10 protein-coding genes and 1 rRNA gene are annotated in these 18,040 nt (G+C 61.7%); 8 read left to right on the top strand and 3 right to left on the bottom strand.

Annotation, left to right across the window (positions count from 1 at the left end):
- The first annotated feature begins 357 nt into the window (after positions 1-357).
- From B5G40_RS06430 to B5G40_RS06415, 4 genes are all read left to right on the top strand, one after another.
- Entirely contained in the window at positions 358-2,988 is a 2,631-nt protein-coding gene (locus tag B5G40_RS06430) for a cation-translocating P-type ATPase (RefSeq protein ID WP_087399106.1), read from the top strand.
- Positions 2,989-3,406: 418 nt separating this feature from the next.
- Positions 3,407-4,792 carry a TrpB-like pyridoxal phosphate-dependent enzyme gene (locus B5G40_RS06425; RefSeq protein ID WP_087399105.1) on the top strand — a complete coding sequence of 462 codons (1,386 nt, stop codon included), beginning with the start codon at positions 3,407-3,409 and terminating at the stop codon, positions 4,790-4,792.
- A gap of 212 nt (positions 4,793-5,004) precedes the next feature.
- Entirely contained in the window at positions 5,005-8,313 is a 3,309-nt protein-coding gene (locus B5G40_RS06420; RefSeq protein WP_087399104.1) for an S-layer homology domain-containing protein, read from the top strand.
- Positions 8,314-8,530: 217 nt separating this feature from the next.
- Entirely contained in the window at positions 8,531-9,463 is a 933-nt protein-coding gene (locus tag B5G40_RS06415; protein ID WP_087399103.1) for a phosphate acyltransferase, read from the top strand.
- Between the two features lie 419 nt (positions 9,464-9,882).
- Here B5G40_RS06415 and B5G40_RS06410 read toward each other — a convergent pair whose 3' ends face one another.
- Genes B5G40_RS06410 through B5G40_RS06400 form a run of 3 tightly spaced genes read right to left on the bottom strand, consistent with a single transcriptional unit; the run spans position 9,883 to position 13,409 of the window.
- Positions 9,883-11,634, bottom strand: a complete 1,752-nt coding sequence (locus tag B5G40_RS06410) for an NADH-dependent [FeFe] hydrogenase, group A6 (protein WP_087399102.1) — start codon at positions 11,632-11,634, stop codon at positions 9,883-9,885.
- A complete protein-coding gene (locus tag B5G40_RS06405) occupies positions 11,631-12,896 on the bottom strand; it encodes a complex I 51 kDa subunit family protein (RefSeq protein WP_087399101.1) in 1,266 nt (421 codons plus the stop codon). Before B5G40_RS06405 ends, B5G40_RS06410 begins: the two co-directional genes overlap by 4 nt.
- A gap of 12 nt (positions 12,897-12,908) precedes the next feature.
- On the bottom strand, positions 12,909-13,409 hold the full coding sequence (locus tag B5G40_RS06400; RefSeq protein WP_087187335.1) for a complex I 24 kDa subunit family protein: 501 nt from the start codon (positions 13,407-13,409) through the stop codon (positions 12,909-12,911).
- A gap of 287 nt (positions 13,410-13,696) precedes the next feature.
- On the opposite strand from B5G40_RS06400, the gene B5G40_RS06395 reads away from it, so the two are divergent.
- The 4 genes from B5G40_RS06395 to B5G40_RS06380 form a co-directional block, all read left to right on the top strand.
- Complete coding sequence (locus tag B5G40_RS06395) at positions 13,697-15,214, top strand: spore germination protein (protein ID WP_087391375.1); 1,518 nt, start codon at positions 13,697-13,699, stop codon at positions 15,212-15,214.
- Positions 15,211-16,290 (top strand): Ger(x)C family spore germination C-terminal domain-containing protein, encoded by a 1,080-nt coding sequence (locus B5G40_RS06390; RefSeq protein ID WP_087399100.1) that lies wholly within the window; start codon positions 15,211-15,213, stop codon positions 16,288-16,290. The genes B5G40_RS06395 and B5G40_RS06390 overlap by 4 nt, the downstream gene beginning before the upstream one ends.
- Positions 16,291-16,324: 34 nt before the next feature.
- Positions 16,325-17,395, top strand: a complete 1,071-nt coding sequence (locus B5G40_RS06385) for a GerAB/ArcD/ProY family transporter (protein ID WP_087399099.1) — start codon at positions 16,325-16,327, stop codon at positions 17,393-17,395.
- A gap of 576 nt (positions 17,396-17,971) precedes the next feature.
- Positions 17,972-18,040 (top strand): 16S ribosomal RNA (locus B5G40_RS06380); the annotation flags it as partial.

Here is an 18,040-nt window from a genome sequence, read left to right as displayed (position 1 = left end):
GCCCCCGCATCACGCGGGGGCCGCTTCCGTTTGCGAAAAAAGCCTCGCAGAGTTCGCGCCCGCAGGCGCGAATAAAGTCAAATCCGTTTTCAGCCGCGACCTGTGCGTGGATGAAAACACTTCTCAGGCTGCAAGTGTGGGGCCTGTCCGCCTCCAGCGGACAGGCCCTGCGCGCGGCAGACTGCACCCCCCTCGAAAAAGTGGTGTGCCACTTTTTCGACAGTCTCCAGCGGCCCCCGCATCACGCGGGGGCCGCTTTTTGCGTGTCCGCCCCGCCAGGTTTCCCCCAATTCCGGGGGACGGGCCTGCTATAATGTATCCAAAAGCTGGAAAACAAACAGGCGAGGAGCGGTCACCATGACACAGTGGTATGCGTACAGCGCCAAGCAGGCGCTGGAGGAATTGAGAAGCAATCAGGGCGGACTGACCGGGGCGGAGGCCGCCCGGCGGCTGGTGGCTCACGGGCCCAACAAACTGGCCCACAAAAAGGACAAGTCCTTCCTGGTCCGGCTGCTGGGCCAGCTGAAGGACCCCATGATTTTGGTGCTGCTGGCGGCAGCGGCCCTGTCCCTGTGGGCCAGCGGGGGAGAGGACTGGCTGGACGCCGCCATCATTCTGGGCATCGTGGCGGTGAACGCCATTATCTCCCTGTCCCAGGAGGACAGCGCCCGCAAGGCTCTGGAGGCATTGAGCCAGATGTCCGCCCCGGCGGCCCACGCCCTGCGGGACGGGGTGCTGACCCGGGTGGAGGCGGACAGGCTGGTGCCCGGCGACGTGATCCGCCTGGAGGCGGGGGATCTGGTGCCCGCCGACTGCCGCATTCTGGAGGCCGCCGGCCTCCAGGCCGACGAATCCGCCATGACCGGCGAGTCCGCCCCGGTGAATAAGGGGGCCCTGGGACCCCTCCCCTCCGACACCCCTTTGGCAGAGCGGCGCAATATGCTCCTCTCCGCCACGGTGGTCACCCGGGGTCGGGCCACCTGCCTGGTGGCCGCCACCGGAATGGACACCGAGGTGGGTCGTATTGCCGGTCTCTTGATGGATAAGGGGGAAAGCGAAACACCTTTACAGAAGAAAATGGGGGAGATTTCCAAGACCCTGTCCTTCCTGTGCCTGTGCGTGTGCGCGGTGATGTTTGGGGTGGGGCTGCTCCAGGGGCGGAATCTGCTGGAAATGTTCCTGACTGCCGTATCTCTGGCGGTGGCCGCCATCCCCGAGGGCCTGCCCGCCATCATTTCCATTGTGCTGGCCCTGGGGGTAAGCCGCATGGCCAAGCGGCGGGCCATCGTCAAAAAGCTGCCGGCGGTGGAAACTTTGGGGTGTGCCGGGGTGATCTGCTCGGACAAAACAGGAACCCTGACCCAGAATAAGATGACGGTAGTGGATATCTGGACCCCCGCCCAGGGGGAACGGGATCTGGCCCTTACCATCGGGGCCCTGTGCGGCGACGCCGAGCTGAGCTGGAAGGGGAAAAACCCGGTATGCACCGGCGATCCCACCGAGGCCGCCCTGGTGGAGGCGGCAGCACGGGCCGGACTGGATAAGAATAAATTGGGGGAGGAATGGCCCAGAAAAGGGGAAATTCCCTTTGATTCGGAACGAAAACTTATGACGACCGTACATAGTAGGCCGGGCGGTGGATACCGGGTGATGGTAAAGGGCGCCCCCGACGTGCTGGCCCGCCGGTGCCGGTTGGCTGAGAGCGCCCTGCGGCGGATCATCGCCCGGAATGAGGCCATGGCGGGCAAGGCGCTGCGGGTGCTGGGGGTGGCCTACAAGGATGTGGAGGTACAGCCCCGCAGTCTGGACAGCGACAGCCTGGAGCAGGGCCTCACCTTTGTGGGACTGCTGGGCATGATGGACCCGCCCCGGCCGGAGGTCCGCCGGGCGGTGGACCAGTGCTACAAGGCGGGGGTGCGGCCGGTGATGATTACCGGCGACCACAAACTCACCGCCGTGGCGGTGGCCAAAGAGCTGGGCATCTGCCGGGAGGGGGACCGTGCTCTCACCGGGGAGGACCTGGACTTTCTGCCCCAGCCCGCTCTGGAGGAGGAAGTGGACAAATTTGCCGTGTATGCCCGGGTGTCGCCGGAGCACAAGCTGCGTATCGTCCAGGCCTGGCAGGCCAGGGGGAAGGTGGTGGCCATGACGGGGGACGGCACCAACGACGCCCCTGCCCTCAAGGCCGCCGACATCGGCTGCGCCATGGGCAAGGGGGGTACCGACGTGGCCCGCGGCGCGGCGGACATGATCCTCACCGACGACAACTTCGCTACCATCGTCTCGGCGGTGGAGGAGGGAAGAGGGATCTACGCCAACATCAAGAAAGCCATCCACTATCTGCTCTCCTGCAACATCGGGGAGATTCTGACCATTGCTCTGGCCACCCTGTTCCGGTTCCCGGAGATGCCCCTGGCCCCGGTCCAGCTGCTGTGGCTCAATCTGGTCACCGACTCTCTGCCCGCCCTGGCCCTGGGGGTGGAGCCGGTGGAGCCGGGGGTGATGGACCGGCCGCCCCGGCAGGTGGGGGAGTCCCTCTTTGCCCACGGCTTTGCCTTCCGGCTGGCCTGGCAGGGGGTAATGGTGGGGGTCCTCACCCTGGCGGCCTATGTGCTGGGGGCCTGGGTGCTGCCGGGCTGCTCCCTGGCGGCGGGCAACACCATGGCCTTCGCTACCCTGACCCTGTGTCAGCTCTTCCACGCCTTTGACGTGCGCAGCGAGGAGGCGTCCCTCCTTCGGCTGGGGGTGACCTCCAACCCGGCTATGAACAAAGCCTTTTTGATCGGCCTTGCCATGCAGCTGGCGGTGCTGCTGGTGCCCCCGCTGCAAACGGTATTCTCTACCGTGTCCCTGTCCCCCCGGGCCTGGGGGGTGGTGGCCGGTTTGGCGGTAACGCCGGTGGTGGTGTGCGAGGCGGCCAAGGCCTTCCGCCGCAGCCATAAGCCGGGCAAGCGGGTGAGTGCCGCCAAGGCGGCGGCGGGCCGGTAGCGCAAAAAAATCAAAATTACCCCTTGACAAAGAGAAAACGGGGCGGTATACTATGCCAAACTAAATCGTCAAACCGATGAGAAAGAGGAGTAGTCCGGTATCAAGGCCTCACAGAGAGTCGCGGGTGGTGGGATCGCGGCAGGCGGCGTCCGGGTGAATGGACTTTTGAGGGCTTTGCGAAAGGGAAACCGAGTAGCGCGACGGGGACTCCACCCGTTATCAGGGGAGCGTGTGCTGGCAGGCACGCGAAAGTGAGCGGGCGCATTGTTTGAATGCGTCAATCCGGGTGGCACCGCAGAGGTTTTTATCACGCCTTTGTCCCAGAGAATCTTTGGGACGAGGGCGTTTTTTCATGCCTGCCTTGCAGAAAAAATTCATGCCCTCTCCCGCAAAACCAAACTTGAAGGAGTGCATGAACATGACCAAGATCCCTCACCGCCTGTACCTCACCGAAGACCAGATGCCTCAGCGTTGGTTCAACCTGCGCTCCGCCATGGCGGAGCAGCCCGACCCCATGCTTCACCCCGCCACCCTCCAGCCCCTGGGGGTGGACGATCTGGCCCCCATCTTCTGCACCGAGCTTGCCAAGCAGGAGCTGGACGGCACCACCGAGTTTATCGACATCCCGGAGGAGATCCAGGAGGTCTACAAGATGTACCGGCCATCTCCTCTGATCCGGGCCTACAACCTGGAGAAGGCCCTGGGCACCCCGGCTAAAATCTATTATAAGTTTGAGGGCAACAACACCTCCGGCTCCCACAAGCTCAACTCCGCCGTGGCCCAGGCCTACTACGCCAAGCAGCAGGGCCTCACCGGCGTCACCACCGAGACGGGAGCCGGTCAGTGGGGCACCGCCCTCAGCGAGGCCTGTTCCTACTTCGGGCTGACCTGCGACGTATTTATGGTGAAGTGCTCCTACGAGCAAAAGCCTTTCCGCAAGGCGGTGATGGGGGTGTTTGACGCCGACGTCACCCCGTCTCCCTCCAACCTCACCGAGGTGGGCCGCAAGATCCTGGCGGAAAATCCGGGCACCACCGGCAGCCTGGGCTGCGCCATCTCCGAGGCGGTGGAGGCCGCCCTCAACAGCAATGGCAAGAAGCGCTATGTGCTGGGCAGCGTGCTCAACCAGGTGCTCCTCCACCAGTCCATCATCGGCCTGGAGTCCAAGATCGCCATGGAGCAGCTGGGGGAGTACCCCGACGTGGTGGTGGGCTGCGCCGGCGGCGGCTCCAACCTGGGGGGACTCATCGCCCCTTTTATGGCCGACAAGCTGAAGGGCGTGAAGAACCCCCGCATTGTGGCGGTGGAGCCCGCCTCCTGTCCCTCCCTCACCCGGGGCAAGTACGCCTATGACTTCTGCGACACCGGTAAGGTGACCCCCCTGGCCCGGATGTACACCCTGGGCTGCGGCTTCATCCCCTCCGCCAACCACGCAGGAGGCCTGCGCTACCACGGCATGAGCCCCGTCCTGTCCAAGCTGTACCACGACGGATATATGGAGGCGGTGGCCTACGAGCAGACCAAGGTCTTTGAGGCGGCGGTGCTCTTTGCCAAGCAGGAGACCATCCTGCCCGCCCCCGAGTCGGCCCACGCCATCAAGGGAGCCATCGACGAGGCCCTCAAGTGTAAGGAGAGCGGCGAGGCCAAGACCATCCTCTTCGGCCTCACGGGCACCGGCTACTTTGATATGACTGCTTATGAGAACTACCTCACCGGCAAGATGACCGACTATATTCCCACCGACGAGGATCTGCAAAAGGGCTTTGACTCCCTGCCTGACATTCCTCAAAATAAAGGGATTTGACCGGACGGGCCAGCTGCAAGAAATTGGCGGCTGGCCCGTTTTTTGTTGAAAAATGTATGATATAGGATGAGATGTAAGGAGAATTCTTACGAAATGGATACATTTACCGGGTAGCACTTGATTTTGACAAAGAGATACGCTAAACTAGATGCGGTCAGGCCAAAGAAAAATGGCTTGATGTTGGTAGAATAGAAATAAGGAGCGTGAGACAAATGAAAAGAAAGATGCTATCCATTGCGATGGCGCTGGCCATGATGCTGTCGCTGCTGCCGGTAACGGCGCTGGCGGCGGAGCCTAAGCCTGCGGATGGGGCCCCCACAGCCAGCGGCACATACTTCTTTGCCAATGGTACGCCCATCACTATCACGGCCGCGGCGCCGGAGAATGGAACGGCGGCGACATTCAATGATTTCACCGCCACGGGCGAAAGCGCCTACATCAGTTGGGATGACAACGGCACGACCAAATACATAGGTGTTGACGCGGCTAAATATGTCAATGTTTTTGGCGGCGCCGATGGCCGGACGGAGGCGGTGTCGGTGGAAAGCACCAGCATCACCATGACCGGCGGCACGATCTGGAGACTGTTCGGCGGCAACTACGGAGAAGAGGGCTCTACGACAGATTACTGCTCCGTTGTGACGGGAGATGTGAACATTTCCCTTTCCGGCGACGCCGTTGTGAAGGATCTTCTTCACGGAGCGGGTGCCCGCAATACCTGCGTAAACGACACCATAACCATGGAGTTTGACGGTGTTGACCTCTCTGATCCCAGTAACATGCTCTATGTCAACGGCGGATCCTGGGGAAACGGATATGAAGGGACACGCAATATTGCGGACGGCACTATGGGTACCGAAGCTGTGGCAAATAAGGTCGTCATTAAAGCCGAAGACAGCAAGTTCTACCTGCTCGGCGGCGGCGGCAGCGGCAGCACCAAGGTGTGTTCCAGCAGCGTGACGCTGAATAATTGTGAGCTGAGCAACCTCTACCTTGGCGGCATCAACGGCGAAGTGGAGAACTCCTCCATCGTGGCCACCGGCTGCACCATCGAGGATTTCTCCGCCACAAACCGTGGCTTTGTGGGCACGGCCAATGTGGATCTGAATGACTGCGATATTACCGGAAAGCTGAATTTCGGCGCGGCCAACGGCTGCTTTAGCACTGACTCTGGTACGCCGGACGGCAGTGGTGTTACAGGTTCCTCGGTTTGGAACATCGACGAAGCTACCAACGTAACTGCTGCGCAGATTACTCCCCTGGTCGTCCGCACCGGGAGTTCCAGCAATGCCACCTATGCTACCACCTACGAAAACCTGACCATCCAGAAGGCGGGAACTCCGATTTCCGCAGCGATCAGTGACTTTTCTCCGGTGTACACTAGTAGTGGTACCCCGTCTGTAACATTGAACACTTTCTCCGTGCCTGAGGGAAGTGCGCTGAAACTCAGCGGTGTGACCGCAACGGTGGCGGAGAACAATACGCTTACCAATGTGGGTACTATCGACATGGATGCTGCGTCCAAGTTGACTGTGGATACCGGCGCGACCTTTAAGCAGCTCGGTACTGTGAACGGTGGCGATGTTGTTGCTGAAGAGGGTGGAACCATCAACGATGACTATGTCGCCCGCATCGGCACCACAGGCTATAATACTCTCCAGGATGCCGTTGACGCGGTGACCACGACTGAGAATACGACGATTACTCTGCTGAAAGATACTGCCGGCGCTGGCGTAGTCGTGAATGGCACCGTGAAGAGAAATCTTACTTTTGACCTGGGCGGACATACCTATACAATCACCAGCGGCGTAGGTTCTGCCGGTACTGAGACCAACGGGTTCCAGCTAATCAAAAATAACAACATTACCTTTAAGAACGGGACCATTGCCGCGGATCCTGAGGAGGGACAGCAAGTCAAGATCCTGATCCAGAACTATTCCAACCTCACCCTGGAAAATGTCACGCTGGACGGCACCGGCATGACGGATTATACCGGCCTCAACTACACCCTGTCCAACAACAACGGTGAAATCAACCTGAACACCGGGACAACGATTATCCCCCGTACAGATGATGATATCGCCATGGATGTCTGCTGGGCGGCAAGTTATGAGGATGGCGCCCGCGTGACTGTAAATGAGGGTGCAATTGTTGAAGGTAATGTGGAACTTGGCCTGTGGGGTCAGGATGCATATGAGGGGAATCAGAGTGTTCTGACCGTCAACGGCGGTACCATCACCGGAGATCTGATAATTGGGAAGCAGACCAACTCTGATGATGAGTTGCAGCAGGTCGTGGAAAGCCTTAAGCCGAATATTACCATCAACGGTGGCTCCTTTGGCGCCAGCGTGGACAAATTTATTGACGACACAGATAGAGCCGCCGCCAAGGTGCAGAGCGGTGACACCCACAGCTACTACACCACCATGGAAGCTGCCCTGGAGGCTGCCCAGCAGGGCGACAGCATCACCGATCTGAAGGCGACCACCACCACGCACACCCTGACCTTGAAGTACAACGACAACGCCACCGCGGATTCTGTGTATACGGTGGAGGAGAACACCAAGGTTCCCCTGCCCACGCCCAGCCGGGACGGCTATGTGTTCCTGGGTTGGTATGACGCCGACGGCAACAAGGTGGAGAGCCCCTACGCCGTCAGCAAGACGGAGACCCTCACTGCCCAGTGGAGCGTGATTTCTTCCGGTACCTCCTACGCCATCACCGTGAGCAAGGCAGACAACGGCACCGTTACCGCCAGCCGGACCCGTGCCAACAAGGGTCTGACCATTACCCTGACCGTGAAGGCTGACGAGGGCTACAAGCTGGATACCATCACCGTCACCGACAAGAACGGCAATGAGCTCAAGCTCACCGACAAGGGCGACGGCAAGTATACCTTCACCATGCCCGCTTCCGCTGTCACCGTGGAAGCCTCTTTCACCAAGGACGACACCCCTGTGGATACCGGCCTGCCCTTCACCGACGTGAAGGCCGACGACTGGTTCTATGACGCGGTGAAGTATGTCTACGACAACAAGCTGATGGACGGCACTTCCTCCACCACCTTCGCCCCCCTCATGACCACCAACCGGGCCATGATCGTCACCATCCTGTGGCGTCAGGCGGGCAGCCCTGTGGTCAACTACGCCATGAACTTCAGCGATGTGGAGAGCGGCGTGTGGTACACCGAGGCGGTCCGCTGGGCGGCTGCCGAGGGCATCGTCAAGGGCTACAGCGACACCGTGTTTGCCCCCGATGACACCGTGACCCGTGAGCAGCTGGCCACCATCCTGTACCGCTATGCCGGGTACAAGGAGTACGACGTGTCCGCCAAGGGCGACCTGACTGCCTTCGCCGACGGCAGCACCGTGTCCACCTGGGCGGCCGACGGCATGACCTGGGCGGTTGGCGCCCAGCTCATCACCGGCAAGGACGGCGGCAAGCTGGATCCCACCGGCACCGCCACCCGCGCTGAGGTTGCCACCATCCTCATGCGCTTCTGCGAGAACGTGGCAAAGTAAGAAGCAATACTATCCGGACCGCCGCGGGATATCTCCCCGCGGCGGTCTTTTTGTGCGCGGCACGAAAACGCAGGAGAAAGAAGGGGGATTGCCCCGCTATAAGGGGAAATATTGTTCCGATTCCTATGGAAATACCTTGTATTCTCCGAAACTATCCGGTATAATAAAAGAGCAACCGCCGCTGCGCGGCATCAATGGAAAGGTGAGGGATCATCCCATGGAATTGAAGAATTTTGACAATATCATCAGCCGTGTTCCCAAGCTGAATGCTCCTCTGCGCGTGGTCCTGGCCGGTTCTGACGGCGAGAATATGCTCCGCGGCCTGTTCCAGGCTCAGAAGGAGGGCTTTGTGCAGCCTGTGCTGGTGGGCGACCGGGCCCGTACCATGGTGCAGCTGGAGAAGCTGGGCCTGGACAAGGAGCCCTACACCATGGTGGACACCGCTCCCGGCCACAACGTGACCCAGGCCGCCATCGACGTGATCCACTGCGGCGAGGGCGACATCCTCATGCGTGGCAATATGCCCACCCGCGACTTCCTGATGCCCGTGCTGGACAAGAAGAACGGCCTGCGGACCGAGCGCCTCATGAGCCATGTGTCTCTGGCCTCCATCCCCGAGTATCCCAAGCTGCTGGCTCTGTCCGACATGACCATCATCGTCAGCCCCAACCCCACCCAGAAGAAGGCCATCATCAAGAATACCGCCGACGCCCTGAAGGCTTTCGGCTATGAGAATCCCAAGCTGGCTCTGATGGCCCTGGTGGAGAACGTCAACTTCCATATGCCCGACACCATCGAGGCCCAGCGCCTGGTGAGCGAGCAGAAGCAGCACCCCTTCGCCGACTGCGAGCTGTGGGGCCCCATCTCCTACGACCTCATCATCTCCAAGGAGGCCTGCCGGCTGAAGAACTACGAGTGCCCCTGGTCCGGCGGCGGCTTCGACGGCATCATCGCTCAGGACCTGATCGCCGGCAACATCCTGGTGAAGAGCTGGCTCATCCACGCCCACGCCACCACCTGCGGCGCCGTGGTGGGCGCCAAGGTGCCCATCGCTCTGACCTCCCGCTCCGCCAAGGCGGAGGAGAGCTTCCTGTCCCTGGTGTTCTGCGCCGTCCTCAACGAGTGGCGCAAGACCCAGCAGGGCAAGTAATTTCCTTACATACGGCACAAAAGGCCGGCGCGTCAGCGCCGGCCTTTCTGCGTGGATGGGGGATACGGCGGGCGGCCATAAAGGCCGCCCCTACAGGGTGAAGCACAAAAAGGGCCTGCTGCAAAATAGAATACAGCTGTCATTCTGAGCCCCAGCGGGGCGAAGAATCTTCCTGTGGCAGACAAACTGGCAGAAAAGATCCGACCCTGACGCTCAGGATGACAAAATGGGGACCTGCTGCAAACTGCGCAGCCGGTACAAAGACCCGTCATTCCGAGAAAAACGGCCGCCCGGTGGGCGGCCGTTTTTCGTGGGAATCCGCCCCTTTTGCCGGGGAAACGGATTGCCACGCCAGTGTGCGCACTGGCTCGCAATGACAGGCTTGTGTAAGACAGCGGTTTTGCAGCAGACCCTTCTGCTTACTTCAGGTGAGAGAAGTCGTGCTTCTTGGGACGGGCGTGATAGTGGGTGTGGAGCAGCTCGTGAGAGCGGTGGGACAGAGGCGCGCCGAAGAACTCCTCATAGATGGTCTTGATCTCCGGGTTGTCGTGGCTCTTACGCAGAGGCAGGGACCGGTCGATCTCGTACAGGGCCTTGATGCGGGCGTCCCGGACGGCGTTGTTGGTGCCGATGGGCTGACCGCCGCCGCCGATGCAGCCGCCGGGGCAGGCCATGATCTCAATGAAGATGTAGTCGGCCTCGCCGCTCTCCACACGGCGGATGATCTCCTCGGCGTTCTTCAGGCCGTTGGCGATGGCCACCTTCAGCGGGGTGCCGTTGAGGTCGATGGTGGCCTCCTTGATGGCGTTGACGTCGTTGCGCACCGCCTCAAACTCCAGGCGGGGCAGGGTCTGGCCGGTATACACCTCGTACGCAGTACGCAGGGCGGCCTCCATCACGCCGCCGGTGGCGCCGAAGATGGCGCCGGCGCCGGAGCCGATGCCCAGGGGGGAGTCAAACTCGCTCTCGGGCAGCACGGACAGGTCCAGGCCCTCGTAGCGGATCAGCTTGGCCAGCTCGCGGGTGGTGAGGACGTAGTCCACGTCCCGGTAGCCGTCCCGGCCCAGCTCAGGACGGGAGGCCTCGTACTTCTTGGCGGTACAGGGCATGACGGACACGGACACGATATCGTGGGGGTCCCAGCCCATCTTCTGAGCGTAGTAGGTCTTGACCACGGCGCCGAACATCCCCTGGGGGCTCTTGGCGGTGGACAGGTTGTCGCACAGCTCGGGGTGATGCTTCTCCATGTAGGTGACCCAGCCGGGGGAGCAGGAGGTGATCATGGGCAGCTTGCCGCCGTTCTTGATACGGTCCAGCAGCTCGCTGCCTTCCTCCATGATGGTCAGGTCGGCGGTGAAGTTGGTGTCGAACACCTTGTCAAAGCCCATCATCTTCAGGGCGGTGACCATCTTGCCGGTGACGATGGCGCCGGGCTCCAGGCCGAACTCGTCGCCCAGGCCCACGCGGACGGAGGGAGCCACCTGGACCACAACGTGCTTGCGGGGGTCCTGAATGGCGCGGACCACATCGTTGGTGTTGTCCACCTCCACGATGGCGCCCACCGGGCACACCAGGGAGCACTGGCCGCACAGGACGCAGTCGGTCTGGTCCATGGGCAGGTCAAAGGCGGTGGTGATCTTGAAGTCGCCGGAGCGGTTGGCGGCGGTGAGGGCGGCGCAGCCCTGGACCTCGGCGCACACCTTCACGCAGCGGCCGCACTTGACGCACTTGGAGGGGTCCCGCACGATGGAGGGATTGTCGATGCGCAGGGGCTCGTTGGAGGAGATGTCGGGCAGCTCGGGCAGCAGGCGGTTGAACCGGCGGCACAGCTTCTGCAGCTCGCAGTTGCCGTTGCGGGCGCAGGACAGGCAGTTCTGCTTGTGGTCGGCCAGAATCAGGTCCAGCACGCCCACCTGGGCGTCGTACACCTTCTTGGTGTCGGTAAAGACCTCCATGCCCTCCCACACCACGGTGGAGCAGGCGGCCAGCAGCTTGCGCTGGCCGGTGACCTCCACCATACACATCCGGCAGTGGGCCTTGATGGTCTGGTCGGGATGGTAGCACAGATGGGGGATATCAATGTTCAGCATCTTGGCCGCCTCGATGATGCGGGTGCCGGCGGGCACCTCCAGCGGCATATGGTTGATGGTAAGATGTACCGTATTGCTCATCGGACCGCGACCTCCTCTTTGACGGCAAAGACTTCAGGGAAGCGCTTCATGGCGGACAGCAGGGCGGATTGAGCCGTCTCGCCCAGGCCGCACAGGGAAGCGCAGGACATGATGTCGGCGAACTTCTTCAGGGTGTCCACATCCTTCTGGGTGTGCTCGCCGGCGGCCACCTTATCCAGCAGCATGGCGATGTGGCGGTTGCCCTCCCGGCAGGGGGTGCACTGGCCGCAGCTCTCGTGGGAGAAGAACTCCTGGGTCATCCGCAGGAAGCCGATGACACTGGTGCGCTCGTCCACCACCAGCACGGCGCCCGAGCCGATGGCAGTCAGGTCGGCCTGCCGCATTCCCTTGTAGGTGTAGGGGGTGTCCAGCTGGGAGGGAGCGCAGATCCGGCCGGAAGCGCCGCCCAGCTGCACCAGGCGCAGGGGATACTCGGGGTTCTCCATACCGCCGGCCAGGTCGTAGATGATCTCCCGGATGGTGATGCCGAAGGGCACCTCAAACACGCCGGGGTTCTTCACGTTGCCGGAGACAGAGATCATCTTGGTGCCGGGGCAGTCCTCGGTGCCCTGGCTCTTGTAGTAGCCCTCGTCGTCCAGCAGCAGGGGGGGCACCAGGGAGAGGGACTCCACGTTGTTGACGCAGGTGGGCAGGTGGAACACGCCGCACTGCTTGATGAAGGGGGGCTTCATCCGGGGACGGCCCGCCTTGCCCTCGACGGACTCGGCCAGAGCGGAGCCCTCGCCGCAGACGTAGGCGCCGGCGCCGGAGTAGAGGTGGATGCGGTAGTTCAGGCCGGAGCCCAGGATATCGTCGCCCAGGTAGCCGGCCTCCTCGCACTGGGCGATGGCGGACAGCAGGCGGGGACGCAGGTGGGAATACTCCTCACGCATATAGATGTAGCCGTTGTCGGCGCCCACGGACCAGCCGGCAATGATCATGCCCTCCAGCAGCTGGAAGGGATCGTTGGTCAGCAGCTCCCGGTCCTTGAAGGTGCCGGGCTCGCCCTCGTCGGCGTTGCACACCACGCACTTGTGCTTGCCCTTGACCTCACGGGCCTGGCGCCACTTCTTGCCCATGTCGTAGGCGGCGCCGCCGCGGCCCTGAACGCCGTTGGCGGCCAGCACGTCGGCGATCTCGTTGCCGTCCATGGTCAGAGCCTTGCGCAGGGCGGTGAAGCCGCCGATGGACTCGTAGCTCTTCAGGCTGTCCGGATCGTACTTCCCGAAGTTACGGGTGATAAAACAGACTTTCTTGCTCATACCGGCACCCCCTTAATTGAGCTGCTGGAGCATATCCAGGATACGCTCCTCGCTGTCCAGATGGCCGTACACCACGCCGTTGACCCGCACGGCGGGGGACACGTCACAGGCCCCGAAGCAGGGGACCTTCTCGATGGAAAAGCGGCCGTCGTAGGTGACCTCGCCCACCTCCAGGTTGAGCAGGCGCTTGAGGGTCTCCACCAGAGTGTCGCTGTCCTTCACCCGGCAGGGGGCGGAGTTGCACACCTCCAGAGTGAACTTGGCCCGGGGCTTGGAATGGAGCGCGGTGTAGAAGGAGATGACATCGTAGACCTGAGTGGGCTTGACGCCAAGCTTCTCGGCCACATAGTAGGCGGCGGACTCAGGGATGTAGTGCCGCTCCACGGCGGCCTCCACGTCCAGCAGGATACCCACCAGCTGGGTGGCGTCCCCGTTGTGGGCGGAGATGATGCCGTCGATCTTGTCCGCCAGCTCCTTGTCTAGAACGTCGGCGGCTTGGGTAAAGGGCTTCATAGGGGCTCCTCCTCTTTGTTAGAATTGCTCCACCGGAGCGGCGGGATACTTACCGGAAGGTGACTAGTTTACCAGATGAACCGGGGAGTTTTTTCAAGTATATCAATTCTTTTGGAAAATTGCAACAGTTACCTTCAAGTTTGTATAACAAGGCGAAAACAGGGCAGTATAAAAAAGTTCAATTCGTCAAATTCACCCAAACAGGGCCGTGGGACTGTAAAAAAGAGCTCTGAATGGGGAAACGCAGAGAGCGTTGATGCGCACATTCAGACAAAGGAGGACTTGCCATGGCCCATGATCGCTCCGACGGACAGACCCATCCCCACCCCCGGCAGGAGCCCCGCTATCCGGGGGCCATCACCCTGGCCCGGCTGGAGGAGATCTTCCGGGACTGCGTGGATTTCATCCACCGGACGGTGTGGGTGGGAGAGGACCCCAGGCACAGTTTGACCCTGTGCTACCTCAGCGGTATGGTGCGGATGGAGCGCATCAGCGACTATCTGCTGCGGCCCATGGCCCAGGACCCGGAGCTGGCCCGGTGCGCCGGAACAACCCCCATGATGGAGCGGATGCGCCAGGGGGCTCTGTACAACCTGACGGTGGAGGAGCGGGACCGGCTGGATCAGGTGGTCTTTGACCTGGTGGCCGGATGGTGCGTGTTCCTGTTTCCCGGGGAAAGCACGGTGCTGTCCTGCTTTGTGGGTACCGAGGAGAAGCGGTCTGTGTCCGCTCCCGACAACGAGACGGTGCTCAAGGGGTCCAAGGACGCCTTTGTGGAGAGCGTGCGTACCAACACCAGCATTGTCCGCCGCCATTTGAAGGCCCCGGAGCTGCGGATTCAGGAGCAGATCGTAGGCCGCCAGTCGGCCACGCTGGTGGATATCCTATATATAGAGGGGATCACCAATCCCCATCTGGTGGAGCAGGTGACCGCCCAGCTGCGGGACATCGACATTGACGGGGTGTTTTCCACCGGAGCCATTGAGGAGTATATCGTGCCCGCCGCCCACACCCCCTTTCCGCTCATCCAGTACACCGAGCGGTCCGACCGGTTCTGCGCCGGGCTGGCCCAGGGGAGGGTGGGCATCCTCATTGACGGCATCCCGCTGGGCTATCTGGCCCCGGCAGTGCTGGGCAACTTTTTGCAGGCCCCCCAGGACAAGTCCTCCAACTGGCTGCTGGCCACCGCCCTGACGGTGCTGCGCTACTTCTGTATGCTCACCACCCTGCTGCTGCCCGCCCTCTATATCGCCATGGTCACCTTCCATCAGGAGATGATCCCCACCCGGCTGGCCCTGTCCATCATTGCCGCCAAGCAGAACGTGCCCTTCCGTTCGGCTTTTGAGGTCATCGTCCTGCTCATCGCCTTTGAGATCCTGCAGGAGGCGGGCCTGCGGCTGCCCCAGTCCATCGGTCAGACGGTTTCCATCATCGGCGGTCTGGTGGTGGGCTCGGCGGCGGTGGAGGCCAAGATCGTCTCCCCGGCGGTGCTTATTGTGGTGGCAGTGGCCGGCATCGCCGGGTACACCATGCCCTCCCAGGAGCTGGGAGGCGCCCTGCGGATCTGGCGGTTTGTGCTGGTGCTGCTGTCCAGCGCGGCGGGGCTCTTCGGCACCGTTATGGGTGCGGCAGTACTCATCGTCCATCTGGCGGGCATCGAGAGCTTTGGGGTGCCCTATCTCACCCCCTTTGCGGTGGGTACCGGCCGCAGGCCCCGGGAGCACGTGCTGCTGCGGCGGCCCATGCCCCAGATCAAGGACCGGCCTGCCGCCCTCAAACCCAGGAACAGGAGGAAACAGCGGTGAAAAAACAGGTTCTGTTGGTGCTGCTCCTTATGCTCCTGCTCACCGGCTGCCGCCGGTACTCCGGTTTTCTGCCATACGCCCGGGAGATCGAGGACATGGAGCTGATCCGCACCCTGGGAGTGGATACGGCTGGGGATGCCGGGGTGGCCATCACCGCCTCCGGCGGCACCTCTCAGGAGGAGACTGAGGTGGTGGCCGGGGAAGCGGGTACCATCAGCGCCGCCGTGCTGGAACTCCAGGGGGAGGGGTCCTCCTACCTCTATTTCGGCCACGTCACTCAGCTGCTGCTGGGGGAGGGGCTGGCCAAACGGGGGGTCATGCCCTCTCTGGACTATGTGCTGCGGGATGTGGAGATGCGCCTGGAGACCGCCCTCTATGTGGTGCGCAATGGCACGGCGGGTCAGGCCATTGAGGCTGCCGCCGCCGACGGCTCTGCCACCGACCGGCTGGAGGCCCTGGCCGACGACGCCGGGCTCACCGCCAACTCCATGCCCCGGACGGTGAAGGACGTGCTGGCCGAGCTGGACCGGCAGGGGGCCTCCTTTCTGCCGGCAGTGCTGGCGGACGGCGGGCTGACCGCCGCCGGTTACGGCATCCTGAAGGATGGGGTGCTGGTGGGCTGGGCGGAGGGAGACGCCGCCCTGGGGGTCAATCTGATCTTCGGCAAGGTGGACGCCGACGTGGCGGAGGTACAGGCCCCCGACGGCACCGCCGCCGCCCTGCGTGTGGTGGGAGCCGCCGCCTCGGTGCGGCCCATCTGGCAGGGGGACACTTTGGCCGGGCTGAAGGTCCACTGTAAGGTGGACGCCAATCTGGCGGAGGGGAGCGCCATGCCCGACCAGGCCACCCTGGACGCCCTGGAGGCGGAACTGGCTCAGGTGGAGGCGGAGCGGATGGCCCGGGCGCTGGAGCTGTCCCGGGCGCTGGATGCCGACTATCTGGGGCTGCGCCAATCCGCCGCCTTTGCCGTGCCCTGGCACAAGGAAGTGCTGCTGGGCAGCTATTCCATGAAAGACCTGAAGCTGGAGGCCACCGCCGAGGCGATAATCCAGCGCAGTTACCACGCTGACGGGTAATGACGATTCACTATTATATGTAGGAGGTGACACCATGCCGGACGACCGCATTTCTCTGCGGCAGCTGCTGACCCTGACCTTTGCGGCCCTGCTGTCCCCCGCCATTCAGCTGCTGCCCGGCAGCACCGCCCGGCGGGCCGGGGAGGCTGGGTGGCTGGCCACCCTGGCCGCTCTGCCGGTGCTGCTGGGACTGTGCTGGCTGCTGTGGCGGCTGTTCAGGGGCGGCCTGCCCAATACCGCCCAACAGCTGCTGGGTCCCACCCTGGGGCGGGTGTTCTGCCTGCTCTATTTTCTGTGGGGCCTGTATCTGCTGGCGGCCAACGCCCGGCAGGTGGCCCTGCGCTTTCTTACCATCAGCTACCGAAACGCCCCTATGGTGCTCTTTCTGCTGGCCCTGCTGGGGGTGACCTTCTGGCTGGTCCGCAAGCCGGTGCGGGCTTTGGCCCGAGCGGGGGAGGTCTTTTTCCTCACTCTGGCCGCCGGGCTGGCCCTGTCCCTGCTGCTGGGTGCCTTTCAGGTGGATACCGCCAATCTGCTGCCCGTGTGGGTGGAGGATCTGCCCGCAGTGGGCTGGGCCACCCTGCCGGTGCTGGGATTGCTGGGCTATGTGGTCTTTGCCCCATGCCTGGGGGGCCATGTGGTGCCAGAGGAGGGCAGCCGGAGAAAGATCCTGCGCTGGGCGGTGGGCCTGTGTCTTACCTTAACTGCGCTGCAAGTGGTGTGCCTGGGCAATTTCGGGCCCGGTCTGGCCGGGCGTATGGACACGCCATTCTTTATGATGGTAAAAGGCATTGGCTTTGAAGGCACCTTCCAGCGGATGGAGTCGGTCATCATTGCCCTGTGGGTACTGGCGGATCTGGCCCTGCTGTCCCTGTTGGCCTGTGCCTGTTCGGAACTGGCCCAGAAAGGGTTTGCGATTCAGAAAAGAAGCACCGCCGTGCTGCCCATCATTCTGGCGGCTGCGGCAGGAGCCATCTGGCTCTTTCCTGACGCCTTTGCCCTGGATCAGGCTCTGGAAGGGCCGGTGCTGTGGGGCGGTATCCTCTTTGGATTGGGCGGTCCGCTGCTGCTGTTTGTGATCTCTCTGTTCCGTAAGAGAGGGTAGGGGGGCATCTTGTGGGTAAGGCTCTGATTTTCTACTATATATAGGTAGTGTTTGGAGCGGCGCAAAAAGTCAAAAGAAAAGTGAAAAAAGGTGTTGACAAATGGCACCGTGAGTGATATTCTATCTGAGCGCCTTGCGAGAGGGCATGAAAATCTGACCAAAACCGGAAGAAACCGAGGGGAACCTGGACAGCCTTGCGGAAAGAGATCAGAAAAAAGTGCTTGACAAACGCGAGTGTGCATGGTAAACTAAATGAGTTCGCGCCGGAAGGTACGGACGAGCTTGAAAAAGAACCGAAACAAGCGGTTCGGGGCTAAAAAGCCCTGAAAAAACTTGAAAAAGTTCTTGACAAGCGAAACAGAGTGTGCTAAAATAAATAGCACGTCAGCCCGAGTGGCTGGCAAGAGCGTGTACCTTGTAAATTAAACAACGTGAAAGAAACACGAAGCACCAGAAAGGACGAGAAGTCCTTCTGACAAGCAAAGCTTGAAAGAAGGCTCTTGAATTAATTTCTTTGAAGCTATGAATTAAGCTTCGATAAGATGATTTGAAGAACTTCGGTTCTTTAGATACCATTTTATTGAGAGTTTGATCCTGGCTCAGGATGAACGCTGGCGGCGTGCTTAACACATGCAAGTCGAACGG

The organism is Flavonifractor sp. An9, from assembly GCF_002161245.1.
Taxonomy (GTDB): domain Bacteria; phylum Bacillota; class Clostridia; order Oscillospirales; family Oscillospiraceae; genus Flavonifractor; species Flavonifractor avicola.
Note: the sequence above shows the minus strand (reverse complement) of the source record. Positions and strands in the feature narration are given on the sequence as shown.